Consider the following 19,961-nt stretch of genomic DNA (forward strand, 5'->3'; position numbering starts at 1 on the left):
CAGCGTACGGGGTCGGCCCTCACTTTGTTTCCATGCGCATCGGGGTCATCGGTACGGGCCGCATCGGCACCATTCATGCGAGGACGCTCAGCCGGCACCGCGAGGTCGGATCGCTGATCCTCACGGACGCGGACCCGGCACGGGCGCAGGAGCTCGCGCACCGGCTGGGCGAGACGGCGGCGCCGGGGGTGGACGAGGTCTTCCGGTGGGGCGTGGACGCGGTGGTGATCACCGCGGCGACCGCCGCCCACGCCGAACTGATCGGCCGGGCGGCCCGCTCGGGACTGCCGGTGTTCTGCGAGAAACCGATCGCCCTCGACCTGCCGGGCACCCTCCAGGCGCTCGCCGAGGTGGCGGCCGCCGGGACGGTGCTGCAGATGGGCTTCCAGCGGCGGTTCGACGCGGGGTACGCCGGCGCCCGGGAGGCGGTGCGCGCGGGACGGCTCGGGCGGCTGCACACCGTACGGGCCATGACCTGTGACCAGTCCCCTCCGCCCGCGGAGTGGCTGCCGCTGTCCGGCGGGCTGTTCCGGGACACGCTGATCCACGACTTCGACGTGCTGCGCTGGGTGACGGGCCGCGAGGTGGTCGACGTGTACGCCACCGGGTCCGACGCCGGTCCAGCGATGTTCCGTGAGGCCGGCGACGTCGGAACGGGCGCGGCGCTGCTCACCCTGGACGACGGCACGCTGGCCACGGCGTCCGCGACCCGGCTCAACGGCGCGGGCTACGACGTGCGCATGGAGCTGGCGGGCGAGCGGGACACGGTGGTGGTCGGTCTGGACGACCGCACACCGGTCGCGTCCACCGAGCCGACCGGGCCTCCGCCCGCCGACAAGCCGTGGCCGGGGTTCCTGGAGCGTTTCGGGCCGGCCTACGAGGCCGAGCTGACCGCGTTCGTGGCCCTGGTCCGCGGCGAGCGGGACAATCCGTGCGACGGCCGGGAGGCGCTGCACGCCCTGCGGATCGCCGAGGCCTGCGAGATCTCCCGCCGGGAGCGGCGGCCGGTGGCGCTGGCGGAGATCCCGGACCGGGCGCGGCCGTCGTACGGCTGAGCAGCCGTACGACAGCCGCGGGTGCGGGCCGCTCACCAGCGGACCGGGAGACTGCGCACCCCTCTGATCAGCATGCCTGGCAGCCACTCCCCCGGCTCGCCGTCCAGCGCCAGGCCGGGGGCGCGCTCCAGCAGGGAACCGATGGCCGTGCGGGCCTCCAGGCGGGCCAGGGGCGCCCCCAGGCAGTAGTGGAGGCCGTGGCCGAAGGCGAGGTGGCCGCGCGGTTCGCGGCGGATGTCGAAGCGGTCCGGGTCGGTGTGGCGGGAGCCGTCCCGCTGGGCCGCGGCGAGACCGATCACCACCTGGTCGCCCTGTGCGATGTGCGTGCCGCCGATCTCCAGGGGCTCGGCGGCGAAGCGGAAGGTGGCGTTCTCCACCGGGCCGTCGTAGCGCAGCATCTCCTCGACCGCGCCGTCCAGGAGGCTCATGTCGGCCCGCAGCAGGGCGAGTTGGTCCGGGTGCGTGAGCAGGGCGAGGACGCCGTTGCCGATCAGGTTGACCGTGGTCTCGTGGCCGGCGATCAGCAGGAGGAAGGCCATGCCGCGCAGCTCGCCCGGGGAGAGGCGGTCGCCGTCCTCGGCGGTGGTGCGGATCAGGTCGCTCAGCAGGTCGCCGGTCGGCCCGGTGCGGCTCTTGTCGTCGATGAGTTCGGTCAGGTACTCGGCGAGGCGGACGACCGCGTCGTACTCGGCCTCCGGGCCGGAGGGGGCGACGACCTCGGTGGACATCTTCCGGAACTCCGCGCGGTCCATCTCGGGGACACCGAGCAGCTCGCAGATGACGGTGATGGGCAAGGGGTAGGCGAGGGACTCGACGAGGTCGGCGCGGCCGTGCGGCAGCATCTCGTCGAGCAGGTCGTCGGTGATCCGCTGGATGCGGGGGCGCAGTGCCTCGACGCGGCGCATCGTGAACGCGCGCGTGACGAGGCCGCGCAGCCGGGTGTGCTGCGGCGGGTCGGCGAGCAGCATGTGCTTGCCGATCAGCTCCTCGTCGAAGAAGGTGGCGTCGATCTTGGTGGCGTCCTTGGCCAGCCGGGGGTCGGCGAGGGCGGCGCGGGCCTCCTCGTACCCCACGACGAGCCATGGCCGGTGGCTCTCGTCCGCCCCCGGGATCCGGATCCGGTGCACCGGGCCCTCGGCGCGCAGACGGGCGTACACCGTGTGGGGGTCGCGGCGGAACGCGTCGCCGAACTCCCCTAAGTCGACCAGCTGTCGGCTGTCCATCGATCCCCTTCCGGACTCCGCCGAGGTCCGCCGGGCGTCTCCCGGCAAGGGGACAACGCCCGGGACGGCGGCTTAGTGCCCGTCCTCGAGAAGTCCCGCGTCGTAGGCGAGCAGGGCGATCTGGACGCGGTTGTCGAGGTCCAGCTTGGCGAGGATGCGCGAGACGTGGGTCTTGACGGTGGCCACGCTCATGAAGAGTTCGGTGGCGATCTGGGCGTTGGCCAGTCCGCGGCCGACGGCGACGGCGACCTCGCGCTCGCGGTCGTTGAGCACGGTGAGGGTGTCACGCGCGCGTGCGTGGCGGGTGTCGGCGGCGGAACCGGCGGCGTGCCGCATCAGTTGCCGGGTGACGGCGGGCGACAGGACGGGGTCGCCGGCCGCGACCCGGCGGACAGCCTGGACGATCTCGTCGGGCGGGGTGTCCTTGAGGACGAAACCGGCGGCGCCCGCGCGCAGGGCGTGCAGCACCTGTTCGTCGGCGTGGAAGGTGGTGAGCACCACGACCTGCGGGGCGTCCGGGCGGGCGCGCAGGCGCCGGGTGGCGGTGAGACCGTCCACCGACGGCATGCGGATGTCCATCAGGACGACGTCCGGCCGGGTGCGCCGGACGAGTTCCTCGGCCTCCGCGCCGTCGGCGGCCTCCCCGACGATCTCGATGTCCTCGGCCCCGCCCATCATCAGCGCGAGCCCGGCCCGCACCAGGGGATCGTCGTCGACGAGGAGGAGTCTGATCGGCGTCGCAGTCATGGCCCTACGTAACCACGGAGCGGGCGGCCGGCGGAGCGGGCTTCGCAAGCCGGTGCCCCGTTCCCCGGCGGCACGCGTACGCCGGGCGGCCGGGGCGGCGCGCCCGGTTCCGGGTCGGCCGCTCGCCTCAGGTGCGTGGCCACGGCAGCCCGCACCGGACCTCGAAGCCGCCGTCCCGCGTGGGGCCGTGTTCGAGGTGGCCGCCGGCCAGCGTGGCGCGTTCCGTCAGGCCGATGAGGCCCTGGCCGGAGCCGGGGACCGGTGGGGCGACGATCCGTGGGGGCGGATTGGTGACGGTGACGGTCAGGCCGCCGCCGGGGGCGCCGGCGAGGCGGACGGTGACCTCGCTGCCGGGGGCGTGCTTGCGGGCGTTGGTCAGGCTCTCCTGGGCGATGCGGTAGGCGGTGCGGCCGACGGAGGCGGGGACGCCGGCCGGGTCGGCGATCCGGTGGTCGAGGGTGACCTTCATGCCCGCCTCGCGGCACTCGGCGACGAGGGCGTCCAGCGCGCCGAGCGTCGGCTGTGGCCGGCCGCCGGCGTCGTCGGACTCCCCGGTCCGCAGCACGCCGATGATCTCCCGCAGGTCCTGGAGGGCCTCGTGGGCGCTCTCCCGGATGACGCCCGCCGCCCTGGCGATCTCCTCCCGGGGCGCGTCCGGCCGGAACTCCAGGGCGCCCGCATGCACGCTGAGCAGGGTGAGCCGGTGGGCGAGGACGTCGTGCATCTCGCGCGCGATGGCCTCACGGGCCAGGCGCTGCGCCTGCTCGGCGCGCAGCCGCGCCTCGGTCTCCGCCCGGTGGGCGCGGTCCCGCAGGCTCAGCATCAGCATCCGCTTGGAGCGGCCGAACATGCCCCAGCCGATGACCGCCAGGGTGAGCAGTACGGTGAAGGCCACGACTCCGGCGTAGGGCAGGTCGGGGTCGGGCCGCAGCCAGTAGAAGACCGGGATCAGGGCGAGTTCGACGCCGCCGATCCAGGCCACGTACCGGAAGGGCCGGTGCACGGCGAGGGTGAACAGGATGACCATCGCCACGCCGCCCGCGGTGTTGGACAGCAGGCCGACCGGGATCGTCGCGACGGCGAGCCCGACCGGCCACCGGCGCCGCAGCCAGACCGCCGCGCAGGCGACGGCACCGAGCGTCTGGTCGAGGACGGCGAAGCCGTGCGGGAGCCCGGGTTCGTCACGGAGGGATGCGGCGGCCGCCAGGCCGAGGAGGACGGCCAGCAGGAAGCAGGAGAAGTCGACGACCCAGTCGCGTGCCGTACGCCGCGGCCGCCGGCCGAAGCCGTGGTCGTCCGGGGACAGTTCGTGGACCAGGGCGGACGGGAGGAGCCAGCGCCGGCCCGCGAACTCCTGCGGCGCCCGGGCCGACTCGTCAGTGCTCACGGTCGGCAAATCTACGCAGGATCCGCCCGGGCGAGCGCGTCGCCGAGGGGATCGTCGACCAAAGTCGCGGCCCTGTGGACTTTCGGTGGTGCGGCAGCGCCGTGGCGCAGCCTTGTGGCGGTACGGGACTCGCCCCGCGGCCGATGTGTGGGGGGAAGCCGCGGGGCGAGGGTCGTCATATGAAGCAGTCGCTGGAACTTCTCGGATTTCTCGCCCTGGTGCAGGGCGTCCTGGGCCTGGTGCACGAGTTCACGCACTGGCACGTGGGTCTCGTGCAGCGGTGGCTCGGGTTCCTCGACGGCTACGAGGTCTACGCGAGCGTCGCGCTCGTGGTGCTCGCGTTCGCGCTGTTCGCCGCCGCGGAGAGCCGGGGGTCCGGCTGAGCTCGGACTCGGACCCCCGGCCGACGCGCCGTTCCTCGGTTCGGCGGCCCGACCGGCCGGTCTCAGCAGCCGAAGTCGATCAGGTCGAACGTGGCGTAGTGGTCCGAGGTGTAGTAGTCCTCCTGCTGCTTCTCACCGGTGACGATGCGCCGCGCACCGCGGTCCGGGGAGCCGGGGGTCTTCACCGTGTACTCGTGGTAGTAGCCGGACTGCTGCGTGGGCAGCACGCCTTCGCGGTTGGAGAAGACGGTGCCGTCCTGGTCGTACGGGAAGGGCCCGCCCTGGTCGATCAGCTGCAGGGTGTCGTCGGCCTGCGACGGCAGGGCGCTGTGGCAGATGCTGCCGACCGAGGCGGTCGCGGCGTCCGCCGTCGTGACGGAGACGGTGCCGCCGACGAGGAGGGCGGAGAGCAGGGCGCCCGCGGCGCCGATACGGGTGATGCGTGGGGGGAAGGTCATGACTTCATGATGACGCGCGTAGACGTTGGCATGTCAACGACAAGGTTGAAGAGTTTCCGTTCAAGTCCCGTGAAGCTTCGGGAAGTCAACCGGTCGCACGGCGTCCCCACGCCGTCCCCACAAGTACCAGCGCGCCGCCCGCGAGCCCCACGGCGCCGAGCCGGTCCCCACCCAGGGCGATACCGGCCGCGGCGGCCCAGAGCGGCTCGGTGCCGAGCAGCAGACCGACCCGGGAGGGCGAGGTGCGCCGGACGGCCCACATCTGCACGAAGAAGGCGAACACCGTGCACAGCACGGCCAGGAACAGCAGCCCCGCCCACTGGCGCCCGTCGAGGCCGGCCGCGACGGTCCAGGGCGCGGGGCCGCCGCCGACGGCCGACAGCAGGACGAAGACGGTCACGCAGGTGCCGAGCTGGACCGTGGTGAGCGGCAGCGCGTCGGCGCCCCGCACGGCCCTGATCCGCGACATGACCAGGACGTGCGCGGTGCGGGCGAACGCCGCGAGCAGCACGAGCAGGTCGCCGGCGGACGGGCGGGTGAAGCCCGCGCCCTGGGTGAGCAGGACGACGCCGAGGACCGAGAGGCCCGCCGCGCCGAGGAAGGGGACCGTGGGCCGGGTGCGGGTGACGGCGGCCTCGGCGAGCGGGGTGAACACCATGGTGAGGCTGATGATCAGACCGGCGTTGGTCGCGGACGTGTGGACCACGCCGTAGGTCTCCAGCAGGAAGATCCCGCTGAGGATCAGCCCCAGCACGGTCGCGCCGCGCCACTGGGCGGCGGTCAGCGCGCGCAGGGAACGGTGTCCCGCGGCCGCCAGGGGCGGGAGCGCGAGGGCGAACCGCAGCACCAGGACGGCGAGCACCGTACGGGCGGTGGTGACGTCCTTCGCCGCGAGGTAGCTGGCGCCCCAGCAGACCGCCACGAGGAGGACGGGCAGGTCGGTGTGCCAGGCGCGACGGGGCGCGAACGCGCCCGGTACGGCGATCGACGACATGCGGCGGCTCTCCAGGTCTCCGGCAGGGGGTGCGCAGACGTCGGCGGCTCGCACGGGACGCGATCACCGTACCCACGGCGACGATCTTCGGCCAGGGCCGTCCCGCAGGTGGGACCGCTTGCCGTCGGGGCGTCAGTACGACCCGTACTCCGGGCGGCCCGCGAGGTCGTACGTCTGGATGGAGACGCCCGCGCCGGTCACGTGTCCCGAGCGGCGGGTGAAGCGGGTGGGCAGCGCGCCGTCCGCGAAGAGGCGGCGGCCCTCGCCGAGGACGACCGGGAAGGTCATCAGGTGCAGGGTGTCGAGGAGCCGCAGGTCCACGAGCGAGCGGACCAGGGTGCCGCTGCCGCTGATCTGGAGTTCGCCATCCGTGCGCTCCTTGAGGGCCGCCACCTCCTTGGCGAGGTCGCCGGAGACGACGGTGGTGCCGGACCACTCGGGAGCCGTGAGGATGGAGGAGACGACGTACTTCGGGAGGGTGTTCAGCCTGGACGCGATCGGGTCGGCGGGGTCGGTCCTCTTCGGCCAGTACGAGGCGAAGATGTCGTAGGTGCGGCGGCCGAACAGGAAGCCGCCCGCGCTGTCGAAGACCCCGGTGATGAAGCGGCCGGAGTCGTCGTCGCCGTACGGGAAGGTCCAGCCTCCCTGGTCGAAGCCGCCGCTGGTGTCCTCCTGGGGACCACCGGGCGCCTGGTACACGCCGTCGAGGCTGATGAAGACGGTGGAGACGAGCTTGCCCATGGCGGGTGCCTTCTTCCGGGTGCGGGGTCTGCTGTCATCACTTCAGACCCCGCGGGGCCCCGCGACTCATCGGCTCAGCCGGTGTGCGTGGAGAACAGTCCGCCGGTCGGGCCCTGCTTGTCGCCGCCCTGGGCCTTCTTCAGGGCGTTGGCGAGGCTCTCGATGGTGAGGGACTGCAGGATCACCCGGCCGTTGCCCTCCAGCGTGGCCAGGGACAGCCCCTCACCCCCGAAGACGGCGTTCATGATCCCCTGCCGGTTGAGGCCGCCGACGCGCTGGACGCCGTACTCGATGCCCTCCTCGAAGGCGACCACGCAACCGGTGTCGACCTCGATGCGGCCGCCGAAGTCCGCCGGGTTCAGGTCGATGAAGTTGCCCGCTCCGGCGATGATCACCGTGCCCTGACCGGTGAACTTCTCCAGCACGAAGCCCTCGCCGCCGCTCATGCCGGTGCGGCCGCCGGCGAAGGCGATGCCGAAGTCGACGGTGGACTCGGCGGCCACGAAGGCGTCCTTCTCGGCGAACCACGCGCGCGTGCCGTCGAGCTCCAGGGCGCGCATCTCCCCGGGCAGCACGCCCGCGAAGCCGACGGTGCCCTCGCCGCTCTGGGCGGTGAAGTACTGGAAGGCGAGCGACTCGCCCGCGAGCATGCGCTGGCCGACCTGCATGGCGGTGCCCATGGCCTGGCGCAGCATGCCGCCCATGCCGCCGCCCGAGCCACCCGAGCCGCCCGCCTGCCGCCCGCCGTCGCCCGACGGGCCGGACAGCCGGGTCTCCATGGTCACGTTGGTGGTCTTGAACAGGAACTTCCCGGCCTCGCAGTACACGGTCTGGCCGGGGAACAGGTTGACGACCGCCATCTGCATGGCGTTGCCGACGATCTCTTGCTTAAGGGTCACGACGGGAAGAACGCGAGAGACGGACGGAAGAGTTCCGCACCGGGGAAACATGGCCCTCAGGAGTGACGGACGTGCGGGCGGAGGGACACGCGGGGCGCCCCGGTGCGGTCCGGCCGGGGCGCCCCACGCGCGCGTGCGGGCGGGTCAGCCGCCCAGCTCCTGGTGGCGGGCGGCGAGCCGGGCCGCGCCCTCCTCGGTCAGGGAGCCGAACAGGCGCAGCCGGGAGATGCCGCCGTCGGGGAAGATGTCGACGCGCGCGTGCGTGCCGACCGCCGGCCGCGGCAGGACGAAGCGGTGGTCGGTGTCGGGCTGGAGGCGGGTGCGCGGCAGGATCTCCGTCCACTCGCCGTCCTCCCCGTCCTTGACGGAGACCGAGGCCCAGCCGGCGCTGTTGCCCTTCAGGTAGGCGGTGTCGATCTCGACGGCCCGGATCTGCGACTCGGACACCAGGCGGTAGCGGATCCAGTCGTTGCCCTGGTCGCGGCGGCGGCGGGTCTCCCAGCCGTCGTCCATCTTGCGGGAGCGGCCCGGCTGGATGGTGTTGGTGGCCGGGGAGTAGAAGAGGTTGGAGGCGTCCTCGACCTGTCCGCCGTTCCCCAGCGCGACCACGTCGAAGGTGCCCAGCACCGTCAGCCACGCGGGGTCGGGCACGACCTCGCCGTACACGCGCAGCCGGGCGATGCCGCCGTCGGGGTGCTGGTTGACGCGCAGGTGCGTGAAGCTCTGCTCGACGGAGACGGCGAAACCGTTCGCCGCGTGGCCGCCGACCGCCGTGCGGGGGACGAGGGTCGTCCACTTCACGTCGTCGGAGAGCAGTTCCTCCGGGGAGGGCGAGCCCGGCACGGAGGTGCCCTCGACCGAGACGGCCTGCGGGTAGTTGCCGCGGAAGTGCGCGGTGTCGACGACGATCCCGCGGATCACACCGGGCGCGCCGAGCCGTACCAGGGCCCAGTCGTGGTCCTCCGCGGTCGGCCAGGGGTGCTCGGCGGAGGCGCCGCGCCGGCGGCGGGTCTCCCAGCCGTCCATGATCTTGCCCTTGTGGCCGAAGTGCTCGGGGTCGAACTCGGCCGGCTCGGGCACCAGCAGGTTCTCCCGCTGGGCGAAGAACTCGTCGTTGGCGGCGATGACACCGGCGCCGAGCTGCCGGTCGGCGAGGTTGGCGTACTGGGTGAAGGGCAGGTCGGCGGTGCGGTAGTCCGCGTACGGGTCGCCGCCTCCGTAGGGGTTCGCGTCGCCGGTGAAGGTGGCCCAACTCGAATGTTGCTGCGCCGTCACGGTGATCAGGGGTTCCTTTCTGGAGTCGGCCGGGTTGGGGGGGTGGGTCACTGTGGGCGGGCGAGCAGCGTGCCCTTCGGCCCGGTGAACTCGCCGTCGGCGACGATGCGCTCGCCGCGCAGCCAGGTGGACTTGACGACGCCGTACAGGGTCTTGCCGGCGTAGGCGGTGACCCGGTTGCGGTGCTGGAGGCCGGCCGGGTCGACGGTGAAGGTCTCGTCGGGGGCGAGGACGGCGAAGTCGGCGTCCCGGCCGGGGGCGATGGCGCCCTTGGAGCCGTCGAGGCCGACGAGTTCCGCGGTCCGCGTGGACATCCAGCGGACGACGTCCTCCAGCCCGTGGCCGCGCCTGCGGGCCTCGGTCCAGACGGCGGACAGGCTCAGCTGGAGGCCGGAGATGCCGCCCCAGGCGGTGGCGAAGTCGTCGGTCTTGAGGTCGGCGGTGGACGGCGAGTGATCGGTCACGACGCAGTCGACCGTGCCGTCGGCGAGGGCCTCCCAGAGCAGGTCCTGGTTGGCGGCCTCGCGGATGGGCGGGCAGCACTTGAATTCGCTCGCGCCGTCCGGGACCTCTTCGGCCGTCAGGGTGAGGTAGTGCGGGCAGGTCTCCACGGTGACGCGGACGCCGTCGGCGCGGGCCGCGCGGATCAGCGGCAGCGCGTCGCTGGAGGACAGGTGCAGGACGTGCACGCGCGCGTTCAGCCGCCGGGCCTGCGCGACGAGGCTCGCGATGGCCGTGTCCTCGGCGTCGCGGGGGCGGGAGGCGAGGAAGTCGGCGTACTTGGGGCCGCCGTGCTGCGGGGCGGCGGCCAGGTGGTGCGGGTCCTCGGCGTGCACGATCAGCAGCCCGTCGAACCCGGCGATCTCCGCCAGGGACCGGGCCAGCCGGTCCTGGTCGAGGTGCGGGAACTCGTCGACGCCGGACGGGGACAGGAAGGCCTTGAAGCCGAAGACGCCTGCGTCGTGCAGCGGGCGCAGGTCCTTGACGTTGTCGGGCAGGGCCCCGCCCCAGAAGCCGACGTCGATGTGCGCCTTGTCCCGGGCCACGTTCTGCTTGATCCGCAGGTGGTCGACGGTCGTGGTGGGCGGGAGGGAGTTGAGCGGCATGTCGATCAGCGTGGTGATGCCGCCGGCCGCCGCCGCGCGCGTCGCGGTCCAGAAGCCCTCCCAGTCGGTGCGGCCCGGATCGTTGACGTGCACGTGGGTGTCGACCAGGCCGGGCAGCAGGACGTGGTCGCCGACGTCCTCCAGCCGGGCCGCGGCCGGGACCTCGGCGTCGTACGGCAGGACGGCGGTGATCCTCCCGGCGGACACGGTGACCGTCGCGGCCCGCGTCCCTTCCGGGGTGATGACGCGCGTCGAGCGCAGCACCAGTTCAGCGTCGGACACCCGAACCCCTCTCTGTACCGCTGTTGTACGTCCAGGAAACGGGATGTACACCCACGTAACGGATTTCAACGTTCTGTTGAAGGAGTCTTCACTCCCGCTTCCGCGCCGTCAAGGGGCAGACTTCTGGGCAGTACGTCACCCGCGTCCACTCTGGACGTTTCCACAAAGCGGAATTAGAATTCCAGCAAGCAGAACGTAGCTACGTACAAGCGGGCAGTCAACCGGCCGCCGGGTAGGCTTCTGCCCTCCCGCCAGTCCCGAAAGGAACGCGCCGTGCCGACGTCCAGCGCCAGCACCACCGACTCCGCCAAATCCTCCACCGGAGGCGGGGTCCAGTCCCTGGAGCGCGCCTTCGACCTGCTCGAGCGCATGGCGGACGCGGGCGGCGAGGTCGGCCTGAGCGAGCTGTCCGCGACCAGCGGGCTGCCGCTGCCGACCATCCACCGGCTGATGCGCACGCTGGTCGCCTGCGGGTACGTCCGCCAGCAGCCGAACCGGCGCTACGCGCTCGGCCCCCGGCTCATCCGGCTCGGCGAGTCGGCGTCCCGGCTGCTCGGCACCTGGGCGCGGCCCTATCTGGCCCGGCTGGTCGAGGAGACCGGCGAGACCGCGAACATGGCGCTGCTCGACGGCGACGAGATCGTGTACGTGGCGCAGGTGCCGTCGAAGCACTCGATGCGCATGTTCACGGAGGTCGGCCGGCGGGTCCTGCCCCACTCGACCGGGGTGGGCAAGGCCCTGCTCGCGGGCGTACCGGACGACGAGGTGCGCGCGCTGCTGTCCCGTACGGGCATGCCGGCCGCGACGGAGAAGACCATCACCACGCCGGAGGGGTTCCTCGCCGCGCTGGAGGACGTCCGGCAGGCCGGGTACGCCGTCGACGACAACGAGCAGGAGATCGGGGTGCGCTGCCTCGCGGTGTCCGTGCCGGACTCCCCGACCGCCGCGGCGATCTCCATCTCGGGGCCGGCCGGGCGGGTCACCGAGGCCGCGACCGACAAGATCGTGCCGGTGCTCCAGCAGATCGCCGTCGAACTGTCCCAGGCACTGGCCAGCTCGGGCGCCTAGCAGCCGGGGCGGCGGCGTCCCGCGTCCGAGCGGGCTCACGAGCGACGCCGCGCATCCGGACCAGGGCCGAACGCTCCCCGGCTCCACGCGCGTCACGGCGGTCCGACGCATCCCGAGCCGCCATCAGCTGACGCACCGGGCGGCGCAGGGCCATGTTCGACCCGCTGGGCAGGGTCGGCATCGCGCGGCCCCGGTCAGGCGTCCGGCGGGCGATCCACGCCTGGGGTCTGCTGTGAAGGTGCTGGGCATCGTCCCGTGACTGATCTCCGACACGTCGGTCGGCCGCCGCCACTGCCTCTCATTCGACCGGAGTGAATCGCACCCCGCCGGTGCCGGGTGCATCCGCTCGTGCGAGGCGAAGACCGTCTGACGCCCGATCGTGATCCACGGGTGTACAACCCCGCGTGTATCCCGGCCGTCTGAGAGGCGCCGGAGGATGAGTCCCCGGCGCCTTCCAGTACAGAGATCGGGGATCATATGGGGAAGAAGGTCTGGAGAGCTGTCGTGGCCGGTGGCGCGGCGGCGGTGTTCACGGGCGTGGCCGCGGCGCCGGCCGGGGCGGCTGAGGGAGGGGTCTCCTTCACCCGTGTCCAGGTGAACGGCGGCAAGCCCATCGTGATCGGGGTGTCGAAGGAGGTCGCAGCGCCGACCTCCTTCCGGATGGCGACCACCCACAAGTGGAAGTGGCCGGCGGTGTTCCTTTACCGCGGCGGTACGGGTGATCGCCTGTGGCACGCCATCGAGACGAGCGACTGCATCAAGGTGAGCTCGGGCGTGTGCGACTTCAACGAGACGATGTACTTCGACCCGACCGTGTGGGACATGCACAACAGCGAGGCCGGAGCCTGGAAGGTCGCGGCCGAGGTCTCCTTCGAGGGCGGCGGCGGTGACACCGATGGTGAGGACCTCACGGTCTACGTCAAGCGCAGTTCCCGCCTGACCGTGAACGCCTCGCCCGAGCCGGTGTCCAAGGGCGGGACCATCACGGTGACCGGAAAGGTCACGCGGGCCAACTGGGAGACCAAGAAGTACGCCTCCTACGAAGGCCGCCTGGTGAGCCTGCAGTTCAAGCCGACTGGAGCCACCTCCTACACCACGGTGAAAAAGGTGTACGCGAACGGTTCGGGTGATGTCAGGACGACCGTGAAGGCGTCGAGGACGGGCACGTGGCGCTGGGTGTACTACGGCAACACCACCACCGCGCCGTCGACTTCGGCCGGGGACCATGTCGTAGTGAAGTGAGTGGTCCCGGGGCGCCGGATCCCGAACAGCTCGACTGGTCGCAGCCATCAACGAACGGCTGCGACCAGCACCTTCACCACAGAGCCTGGGGAGGATGGGCGCCTCCGTCGTCCTGTTCCCGTACATCGCCGACGCCGTCCGGGCACCCGCCACCGGTTTCGTCGTGGGCGCCCTCGCCGCTCTCGGCCCGCTGATCCCGGCCGTACGGCTCGCGGCGCTCCAGCCCTGCCTGCACGTGCCTGGAGCCGGTCGGCTGCTCGGCGGCGAGCGGCCGGTCTGCACTGGGCCCAGGTCGCAGCCGCCCGGCTCACCCGCAGTGACCAGCACCGGCGGGGGGCGCCACGCGGGTGCCCCCCCCGGCCGGCCAGGGCGCAGCGTGCTACAGAGAACCGCCCTGGTCCTCCGCGATGGGGACACGGTTGAACGGGGTGTCCGTGGGCGGCACGCGGATGCGGCGTCCGCCGATGGACCCGCTCGGTGCGGCGCTGGAGAGCCGCCCCCTGCACCGCTCGCGATCCCGGAACGCTCGGTCCGGGCTCGCTCGAGCACCCCGGAATCCGGCCCGGCCACCGGAACGCGGCTGCCTGCGACCGGACCCAAGAAGGTGCCGCCACCGACCGGCCGCATCCGGACCGGCCACTCGCACACCCCCCGACGCCACCGCGAGGGCCCCGCTGTCAGGATCGTGGGGGTTCGCCGAAGAGGTCCACCGCTTCACGTACCTCCCTGAGTGCTCTCGCCAGCGCGCTCACCGAGCCGATCGCCGCCGCGATCAGTAACAGGCTGCCGCGCAGCCGCAGCGTCTCCGGGGTGCCGCCTGAGGCCATGGCCGCGAGGGAGGCCAGTTCGTCCTCGGCTATGCCCCGGTCGGGGAAGTCGGTGGGAAGCGCGGCGAGTTCGCGGCGCAGCCGGGAAACGGCGGTATGCAGTTCCACCACCCTCGGGTCCTCGTCGCTGCCGGTCACTGGCCTCTGCCCCAAGCTCCGCAACACAGCCCTCCCCCAGACACGCCGTCGTGCGCGGGTCAGTAAACGCCACCCCGTACGGGAGCGCCACAGCGCGGACCGAAATTCAGCCCAACGGAATCGGCACCGGAAATCAGGACGCTTCCGCCGTCGTCGGGTATGCAGGACTCATGACGGACAACCAGGATCATCGGGGGGACGTCGCCGGGCTGCTGCTCGCCGCCGGCGGCGGCCGGCGGCTCGGCGGGCGGCCCAAGGCGCTGCTGGAACACCGGGGGCGGCCCCTGGTCGAGCACGCGGTGGGGGTGCTGCGCGCGGCCGGATGCGGACGCGTCCACGTCGTCCTGGGCGCCGGCGCGGACGACGTACGCAAGTGCGCCGAGCTCGACGACTGCGTGCTCGTGGAGAACCCGGACTGGGCCGAGGGCATGGGCACGTCCCTGCGCGCGGGGCTGAAATCGCTCGCCGGCACGGGCGTGCGCGCGGCCCTCGTGAGTCTGGTCGACCAGCCCGGCATCGGCCCCGCCGCGGTGGCCCGGGTGCTGAGCGCGTACGAGGACGAGAACTCGCTGGTCTCGGCCGCGTACGACGGGCAGCGGGGGCATCCGGTGCTCTTCGGGGCCGCGCACTGGGCGGGCATCGCGGCGACCGCCACCGGGGATCGCGGGGCGCGCGCCTACCTGAAGGAGCACGCGGCCTCGGTCAGGCTCGTGGAGTGCGCGGACGTGGCCGAGCCGTACGACATCGACACCGCGGCCGACCTGCGCCACCTTGAGTGAACGGGGTGGCACCGGGCGCCACCTTGCCTCGACTCAGAGAATCTCGACATCAACAAACCATTGAAGTTCCACGATGAGGAAACTACTATCCACTGTTCAGAAGCGCCTGGCCGCACAGCTGGCGCAGTTCGTCCCGTTCGTGCCCCTAGGCACCCGGTGCCACCGCTGAAGGAAGTGACAGCTCATGTCCGCACCAGCGCCGTCCCCGCTGGCCATCGTCGACGCCGAGCCCCTGCCCCGGCAGGAAGAGGTCCTCACGGACGCCGCGCTCGCCTTCGTGGCGGAGCTGCACCGGCGGTTCACCCCGCGCCGTGACGAACTCCTCGCCCGCCGGGCCGAGCGCCGCGCCGAGATCGCCCGCACCTCCACGCTCGACTTCCTCCCGGAGACCGCCGCGATCCGCGCGGACGACTCCTGGAAGGTCGCCCCGGCCCCGGCCGCGCTGACCGACCGGCGCGTCGAGATCACCGGCCCCACCGACCGCAAGATGACCATCAACGCGCTCAACTCGGGCGCCCGGGTCTGGCTCGCCGACTTCGAGGACGCCTCAGCGCCCACCTGGGAGAACGTCGTCCACGGCCAGCTCAACCTGATCGCCGCCTACACCCGGACCATCGACTTCACCGACCCCGGGTCCGGCAAGTCCTACGCCCTGCGCCCGGACGAGGAGCTGGCGACCGTCGTCATGCGCCCGCGCGGCTGGCACCTGGACGAGCGCCACCTCGTCGACGCCGACGGCCGCGCCGTCCCCGGCGCCCTCGTCGACTTCGGCCTGTACTTCTTCCACAACGCCCAGCGCCTGCTGGACCTCGGCAAGGGCCCGTACTTCTACCTGCCCAAGACCGAGTCGCACCTCGAGGCCCGCCTGTGGAACGACGTGTTCGTCTTCGCCCAGGAGTACGTCGGCATCCCCCAGGGCACGGTCCGCGCGACCGTCCTGATCGAGACGATCACGGCCGCGTACGAGATGGAGGAGATCCTCTACGAACTGCGCGACCATGCCGCCGGGCTGAACGCCGGCCGCTGGGACTACCTGTTCTCCATCGTCAAGAACTTCCGTGACGGCGGGGCCAGGTTCGTCCTGCCGGACCGCAACGCGGTGACGATGACCGCCCCGTTCATGCGGGCGTACACCGAACTCCTCGTGCGCACCTGCCACAAGCGCGGCGCGCACGCGATCGGCGGCATGGCGGCCTTCATCCCGTCGCGGCGCGACGCCGAGGTCAACAAGGTGGCCTTCGAGAAGGTCCGCGCCGACAAGGACCGCGAGGCCAACGACGGCTTCGACGGCTCCTGGGTCGCCCACCCCGACCTGGTGCCGATCGCCCTGGAGTCCTTCGACCGGGTCCTCGGCGACAAGCCCAACCAGAAGGACCGGCTGCGCGAGGACGTCCACGTCGAGGCCGCCGACCTGATCGCCGTCGACTCGCTGGAGGCGAAGCCGACGTACGCCGGTCTCGTCAACGCCGTGCAGGTCGGCATCCGTTACATCGAGGCCTGGCTGCGCGGGCTCGGGGCGGTCGCCATCTTCAACCTGATGGAGGACGCGGCCACCGCCGAGATCTCCCGCTCCCAGATCTGGCAGTGGATCAACGCGGGCGTCGAGTTCGAGAACGGCGACAGGGCCACCCCGGAGCTGGCGCGCAAGGTCGCCGCCGAGGAACTCGACGCCATCCGCAAGGAGATCGGCGAGGAGGCCTTCGCGGCCGGCCACTGGCAGGAGGCCCACGACCTGCTGCTGCGGGTCTCCCTCGACGAGGACTACGCCGACTTCCTCACCCTGCCGGCGTACGAGCAGCTGCGCGGCTGAGCCGCACACCGACCCGTCCGCGCGACCGAATGGCCCTGGGGCTCCTCCGGGGCCACTCGGTCGCCCAGGAGTACCCGATCCGGACGCGAGAGTGCCGCGGGTCAGCCGAGGTGCGCCGACCAGTCCTGTTCCGCCGCCGGCTTGCCGTGCAGATCGGGCACCCGCTTCAGCCAGTCCGGGCGGCCCGCCTGCGTCTTCGCCGCGCGGGCGGCCTCCTCGGCCGCGAGCTCCTCGCGGCTCGGGAAGTCGGTGGGCAGCCACTGGGGCGAGAGCCGGACGCGGGCCAGCAGGTAATCGACGTAGGCGTCCCGGACGTCGTCGGCGGTGGCGAACCCGGCGTCCTCGGCCAGCCAGGCGTCCGGCACCTCGGCGGCGATCGCGCGCAGCAGCTCCTCCGTCACGCGTGGCGCCAGCTCCGCGTCGGCGGCGCGGACGTCGGGGCCGTAATGGCCGAGGGCGTGGTGGCGGAAGTCGTACTTCCGGCCGGGGGTCGTGGTGTCCCAGCGGTGGTGGAAGACCAGCGCGGCGCCGTGGTCGATGAGCCACAGGCGCGGGGGCACGGTGCCGAACGTGGGCCAGACCATCAGGTTGGAGCTGTGCACCGTGCGGTCCACGTTGGCCGTCAGCGCGTCCAGCCAGACGATCCGGCCCGCCTCCAGCGGATCCACCGGGAAGACCTTCGCGATGTCCGGGGTGAAGTCCCGGGCGCCCGGCAGATAGTCCATGCCGAGGTTGACCCCGGCGCTCGCGCTGTGCAGGTCCCGCACCTCCTGGTGCGGCTCGCCGGCGGCGATCGCCGGGTCGAAGTGCACCAGGACCAGCTCGGGGAAGCGCAGCCCGAGCGCGCGGGCGAGTTCACCGACGATCACCTCGGCGACCAGCGCCTTGTGGCCCTGTGCGGAGCCGGTGAACTTCACGACGTACGTGCCGAGGTCGTCGGCCTCAACGACACCGGGGACGGAGCCACCGGAGCGCAGAGGTTCGACGTAGCGGGTCGCGGTTACCGCTCGCATCATCTTCCAGGGCCCCACCGGTCGATTACCTTCTATTTCACGGCCAGCTTCGACGCGGTGCAATCCGGGGAGGCCTCCCGGAAGTGAGCATAGTGACCGGTGACCGGGCCCCGCTCCTCGGCGCCGCCCCGGGCCCGGCGGTCCCGGCGGTCATGACACGCGAACCAGCTGCGGTTCGGTGGCGCGGGCGGCGTGCGTGCCGTACGTCCGGTCGATGCGGGCGAGCAGGTCCGGGGCGGTCGGCTCGTACTCCTGGGTGCCGACCGATTCGAGGGCCGTGGTGGCCAGTGCGCAGCCCAGGCGGGCGGCCTGCTCCGACGGCCAGCCCCAGGCCACGCCGGCGAGGAATCCGGCGCGGAAGGCGTCCCCGGCGCCGGTGGGGTCGGCGATCCTGTCGGTGGGCACGGCGGGGATCCGCAGCGTCGCGCCGTCAGCTCCCCGCAGGCAGACTCCCGCCTCGCCCCGCGTGGTGATCCAGGTGCCGATACGGCCGAGGAGCTCCCGCTCCGTCCAGCCGGTGCGCTCGTGCAGCAACGCGGCCTCGTACTCGTTGGTGAACAACCAGCGTGCGCCGTCGACGAGTTCGCGGGCCTGCTCGCCGGTGAGACGGGCGAGCTGCTGGGACGGGTCGGCGGCGACCGGGACGCCGAGCCGGTGGGCCGTGGCGGTATGGCGCAGCATGGCGGTGGGGTCGTCGGCGCCGACCAGGACGAACGCGGGCGCGCCGTGCCGGCGGACCACGCCGGCCAGGTCGATCCGGGCCGCCTCGGCCATGGCACCGGCGTAGAAGGTGGCGATCTGGTTCTGGTCGTCGTCGGTGGTGCACACGAAGCGGGCGGTGTGCAGACGGCCGCTGACCCGGACCTCGGACGTGTCGACGCCGTTCGCCGCGAGCCGGGCGCCGTACTCGGCGAAGTCGACGCCCGCCGAACCGATCAGGAGGGGGGCGAGGCCGAGCCGTCCGAGTCCGAAGGCGATGTTCGCGCCGACTCCCCCTCTGCGCACTTCCAGCCGGTCGGCGAGGAACGACAGGGAGACCCGTTCCAGCTGCTCCGCGAGGAGCTGTTCCGCGAAGCGGCCGGGGAACACCATCAGGTGGTCGGTCGCGATCGAACCGGTCACGGCGATACGCATGGAGAGCACTCCTTGAAGCGGGGACCAGGGTGGTGACGGGACGGCTTCGGTGGCCGGCGCGTTCCGGGGGCGCGGTGCGCGGCCCGGGGAGAGGGACCGCGCACCGCGAGGTGCCGCCCGCGCCGGGTGTCAGGCGGCCTTCGCGGCCTTGCGCAGGGCGTCGGCGCGGTCGGTGCTCTCCCAGGTGAACTCCGCGAGTTCGCGGCCGAAGTGACCGTAGGCGGCCGTCAGGGAGTAGATGGGGCGGAGCAGGTCGAGGTCGCGGATGATCGCGGCCGGGCGGAGGTCGAAGACCTCGGTGACGGCCTGCTCGATCTTCTCGACGGCGATCGAGTGGGTACCGAAGGTCTCGACGAGCAGCCCGACCGGCTCGGCCTTCCCGATCGCGTACGCGACCTGCACCTCGCAGCGCTCCGCCAGCCCGGCGGCGACGACGTTCTTGGCGACCCACCGCATGGCGTAGGCGGCCGAACGGTCCACCTTGGACGGGTCCTTGCCGGAGAAGGCGCCGCCGCCGTGCCGGGCGTAGCCGCCGTACGTGTCGATGATGATCTTCCGGCCGGTCAGCCCCGCGTCGCCCATCGGCCCGCCCACCTCGAAGCGGCCGGTCGGGTTGACCAGCAGGCGGTGGTCGTCGGTGGCCAGCTCGATGCCGTCGTCCGCGAGCCGCGCGAGGACGTGTTCGACGACGTGGGTGCGGATGTCGGGGACGAGGAGGCCGTCCAGGTCGATGTCACCCGCGTGCTGCGAGGAGACGACGACGGTGTCCAGGCGGACCGGCCTGCTGCCCAGGTACTCGACGGTGACCTGGGTCTTGCCGTCCGGGCGCAGGTAGGGGACGGTGCCGTCCTTGCGGACCTCGGCCAGGCGGCGCGAGAGCCGGTGGGCCAGATCGATCGGCAGCGGCATCAGGGTGGGCGTCTCGGCCGTCGCGTAGCCGAACATCAGGCCCTGGTCCCCGGCGCCCTGCCGGTCCAGTTCGTCCGCGTCCTCTCGGGAGGCGCCCCGGACGCGCTGCTCGTACGCGGTGTCGACGCCCTGCGCGATGTCGGGAGACTGCGCGCCGATCGACACCGACACCCCGCAGGACGCCCCGTCGAAGCCCTTGGCGGAGGAGTCGTAGCCGATGTCGAGGATCTTCTGCCGCACCAGGGTCGCGATGTCGGCGTAGGCGGAGGTCGACACCTCGCCCGCGACATGGACCTGGCCGGTGGTGATCAGGGTCTCGACCGCGACGCGCGACGCGGGGTCCTGACGGAGCAGTTCGTCGAGGATGCTGTCGCTGATCTGGTCCGCCATCTTGTCGGGGTGTCCTTCGGTGACGGACTCGGAGGTGAACAGGCTGCGGGACATGACACTCCAGGACGGTGAGGGGTGGGCACGTGACGGCACGTCGCGTC

Annotated in this window: 19 protein-coding genes; 6 read left to right on the top strand and 13 right to left on the bottom strand. The window is 72.3% G+C overall.

Translation table 11 applies throughout. The annotated features are described in order from the left end of the window. Window positions 1–32: 32 nt before the first annotated feature. Complete coding sequence (locus BLW57_RS09410; protein ID WP_093473626.1) at window positions 33–1,055, top strand: Gfo/Idh/MocA family protein; 1,023 nt, start codon at window positions 33–35, stop codon at window positions 1,053–1,055. Window positions 1,056–1,087: 32 nt separating this feature from the next. Here the strand turns inward: BLW57_RS09410 and BLW57_RS09415 are convergent, their stop codons facing one another. From BLW57_RS09415 to BLW57_RS09425, 3 genes are all read right to left on the bottom strand, one after another. Then, entirely contained in the window at window positions 1,088–2,278 is a 1,191-nt protein-coding gene (locus tag BLW57_RS09415; RefSeq protein ID WP_176985522.1) for a cytochrome P450 family protein, read from the bottom strand. Between the two features lie 72 nt (window positions 2,279–2,350). After that, a complete protein-coding gene (locus BLW57_RS09420; RefSeq protein ID WP_093473628.1) occupies window positions 2,351–3,025 on the bottom strand; it encodes a response regulator in 675 nt (224 codons plus the stop codon). Between the two features lie 127 nt (window positions 3,026–3,152). Continuing rightward, complete coding sequence (locus BLW57_RS09425; RefSeq protein WP_093473630.1) at window positions 3,153–4,421, bottom strand: sensor histidine kinase; 1,269 nt, start codon at window positions 4,419–4,421, stop codon at window positions 3,153–3,155. 170 nt (window positions 4,422–4,591) lie between these two features. On the opposite strand from BLW57_RS09425, the gene BLW57_RS09430 reads away from it, so the two are divergent. After that, the gene (locus tag BLW57_RS09430) at window positions 4,592–4,795 is read left to right on the top strand and encodes a hypothetical protein (RefSeq protein ID WP_093473632.1); all 204 of its coding nucleotides are present in this window, start codon (window positions 4,592–4,594) and stop codon (window positions 4,793–4,795) included. Window positions 4,796–4,857: 62 nt separating this feature from the next. On the opposite strand, the gene BLW57_RS09435 is transcribed toward BLW57_RS09430, so the two are convergent. The 6 genes from BLW57_RS09435 to allB all read right to left on the bottom strand — a co-directional run bounded on the left by BLW57_RS09435 (window position 4,858) and on the right by allB (window position 10,550). After that, the gene (locus BLW57_RS09435; protein WP_093473634.1) at window positions 4,858–5,253 is read right to left on the bottom strand and encodes a guanyl-specific ribonuclease; all 396 of its coding nucleotides are present in this window, start codon (window positions 5,251–5,253) and stop codon (window positions 4,858–4,860) included. A gap of 85 nt (window positions 5,254–5,338) precedes the next feature. Further along, window positions 5,339–6,247, bottom strand: coding sequence for a DMT family transporter (locus BLW57_RS09440; RefSeq protein ID WP_093473636.1), 909 nt, complete (start codon window positions 6,245–6,247; stop codon window positions 5,339–5,341). 132 nt (window positions 6,248–6,379) lie between these two features. Further along, on the bottom strand, window positions 6,380–6,988 hold the full coding sequence (locus BLW57_RS09445) for a dihydrofolate reductase family protein (protein WP_093473638.1): 609 nt from the start codon (window positions 6,986–6,988) through the stop codon (window positions 6,380–6,382). Window positions 6,989–7,062: 74 nt separating this feature from the next. Further along, a complete protein-coding gene (locus tag BLW57_RS09450; protein ID WP_093473640.1) occupies window positions 7,063–7,887 on the bottom strand; it encodes an AIM24 family protein in 825 nt (274 codons plus the stop codon). 144 nt (window positions 7,888–8,031) lie between these two features. Further along, on the bottom strand, window positions 8,032–9,162 hold the full coding sequence (gene alc / locus BLW57_RS09455) for an allantoicase (RefSeq protein WP_093480620.1): 1,131 nt from the start codon (window positions 9,160–9,162) through the stop codon (window positions 8,032–8,034). A gap of 47 nt (window positions 9,163–9,209) precedes the next feature. After that, the gene (allB, locus tag BLW57_RS09460) at window positions 9,210–10,550 is read right to left on the bottom strand and encodes an allantoinase AllB (protein ID WP_093473642.1); all 1,341 of its coding nucleotides are present in this window, start codon (window positions 10,548–10,550) and stop codon (window positions 9,210–9,212) included. A gap of 273 nt (window positions 10,551–10,823) precedes the next feature. On the opposite strand from allB, the gene BLW57_RS09465 reads away from it, so the two are divergent. Further along, entirely contained in the window at window positions 10,824–11,618 is a 795-nt protein-coding gene (locus BLW57_RS09465) for an IclR family transcriptional regulator (RefSeq protein ID WP_093473644.1), read from the top strand. A 477-nt stretch (window positions 11,619–12,095) separates the two neighbouring features. Beyond that, complete coding sequence (locus BLW57_RS09475) at window positions 12,096–12,860, top strand: hypothetical protein (RefSeq protein WP_176985523.1); 765 nt, start codon at window positions 12,096–12,098, stop codon at window positions 12,858–12,860. A gap of 677 nt (window positions 12,861–13,537) precedes the next feature. Here BLW57_RS09475 and BLW57_RS09480 read toward each other — a convergent pair. Further along, complete coding sequence (locus BLW57_RS09480) at window positions 13,538–13,852, bottom strand: DUF5955 family protein (protein WP_093473650.1); 315 nt, start codon at window positions 13,850–13,852, stop codon at window positions 13,538–13,540. Between the two features lie 143 nt (window positions 13,853–13,995). On the opposite strand from BLW57_RS09480, the gene BLW57_RS09485 reads away from it, so the two are divergent. Next, complete coding sequence (locus tag BLW57_RS09485; RefSeq protein ID WP_093473652.1) at window positions 13,996–14,604, top strand: nucleotidyltransferase family protein; 609 nt, start codon at window positions 13,996–13,998, stop codon at window positions 14,602–14,604. Window positions 14,605–14,788: 184 nt separating this feature from the next. After that, window positions 14,789–16,414: a malate synthase A gene (gene aceB / locus BLW57_RS09490; RefSeq protein ID WP_093473654.1), complete on the top strand. Its 1,626-nt coding sequence runs from the start codon at window positions 14,789–14,791 to the stop codon at window positions 16,412–16,414. A 101-nt stretch (window positions 16,415–16,515) separates the two neighbouring features. Here the strand turns inward: aceB and BLW57_RS09495 are convergent, their stop codons facing one another. From BLW57_RS09495 to metK, 3 genes are all read right to left on the bottom strand, one after another. Beyond that, complete coding sequence (locus tag BLW57_RS09495) at window positions 16,516–17,430, bottom strand: HipA family kinase (RefSeq protein WP_093480621.1); 915 nt, start codon at window positions 17,428–17,430, stop codon at window positions 16,516–16,518. 147 nt (window positions 17,431–17,577) lie between these two features. Continuing rightward, a complete protein-coding gene (locus tag BLW57_RS09500) occupies window positions 17,578–18,561 on the bottom strand; it encodes a carbohydrate kinase family protein (protein ID WP_093473656.1) in 984 nt (327 codons plus the stop codon). Window positions 18,562–18,690: 129 nt separating this feature from the next. Next, complete coding sequence (metK, locus tag BLW57_RS09505) at window positions 18,691–19,914, bottom strand: methionine adenosyltransferase (protein WP_093473658.1); 1,224 nt, start codon at window positions 19,912–19,914, stop codon at window positions 18,691–18,693. Window positions 19,915–19,961: the final 47 nt, after the last annotated feature.

Origin of the sequence: Streptomyces sp. 1222.5 (assembly GCF_900105245.1) — a bacterium.
In the GTDB taxonomy this organism is placed as follows: Bacteria; Actinomycetota; Actinomycetes; order Streptomycetales; family Streptomycetaceae; genus Streptomyces; species Streptomyces albidocamelliae.

Bases quoted from the DNA above. Each gene is read 5' to 3' on its own strand.
- BLW57_RS09475 (WP_176985523.1), top strand. From the start codon at position 12,096: ATGGGGAAGAAGGTCTGGAGAGCTGTCGTGGCCGGTGGCGCGGCGGCG.
- BLW57_RS09415 (WP_176985522.1), bottom strand. From the start codon at position 2,278: ATGGACAGCCGACAGCTGGTCGACTTAGGGGAGTTCGGCGACGCGTTC.
- metK (WP_093473658.1), bottom strand. From the start codon at position 19,914: ATGTCCCGCAGCCTGTTCACCTCCGAGTCCGTCACCGAAGGACACCCC.
- aceB (WP_093473654.1), top strand. From the start codon at position 14,789: ATGTCCGCACCAGCGCCGTCCCCGCTGGCCATCGTCGACGCCGAGCCC.
- BLW57_RS09440 (WP_093473636.1), bottom strand. From the start codon at position 6,247: ATGTCGTCGATCGCCGTACCGGGCGCGTTCGCGCCCCGTCGCGCCTGG.
- BLW57_RS09410 (WP_093473626.1), top strand. From the start codon at position 33: ATGCGCATCGGGGTCATCGGTACGGGCCGCATCGGCACCATTCATGCG.
- BLW57_RS09430 (WP_093473632.1), top strand. From the start codon at position 4,592: ATGAAGCAGTCGCTGGAACTTCTCGGATTTCTCGCCCTGGTGCAGGGC.
- BLW57_RS09420 (WP_093473628.1), bottom strand. From the start codon at position 3,025: ATGACTGCGACGCCGATCAGACTCCTCCTCGTCGACGACGATCCCCTG.
- BLW57_RS09495 (WP_093480621.1), bottom strand. From the start codon at position 17,430: ATGATGCGAGCGGTAACCGCGACCCGCTACGTCGAACCTCTGCGCTCC.
- BLW57_RS09500 (WP_093473656.1), bottom strand. From the start codon at position 18,561: ATGCGTATCGCCGTGACCGGTTCGATCGCGACCGACCACCTGATGGTG.
- BLW57_RS09485 (WP_093473652.1), top strand. From the start codon at position 13,996: ATGACGGACAACCAGGATCATCGGGGGGACGTCGCCGGGCTGCTGCTC.
- BLW57_RS09435 (WP_093473634.1), bottom strand. From the start codon at position 5,253: ATGACCTTCCCCCCACGCATCACCCGTATCGGCGCCGCGGGCGCCCTG.
- BLW57_RS09445 (WP_093473638.1), bottom strand. From the start codon at position 6,988: ATGGGCAAGCTCGTCTCCACCGTCTTCATCAGCCTCGACGGCGTGTAC.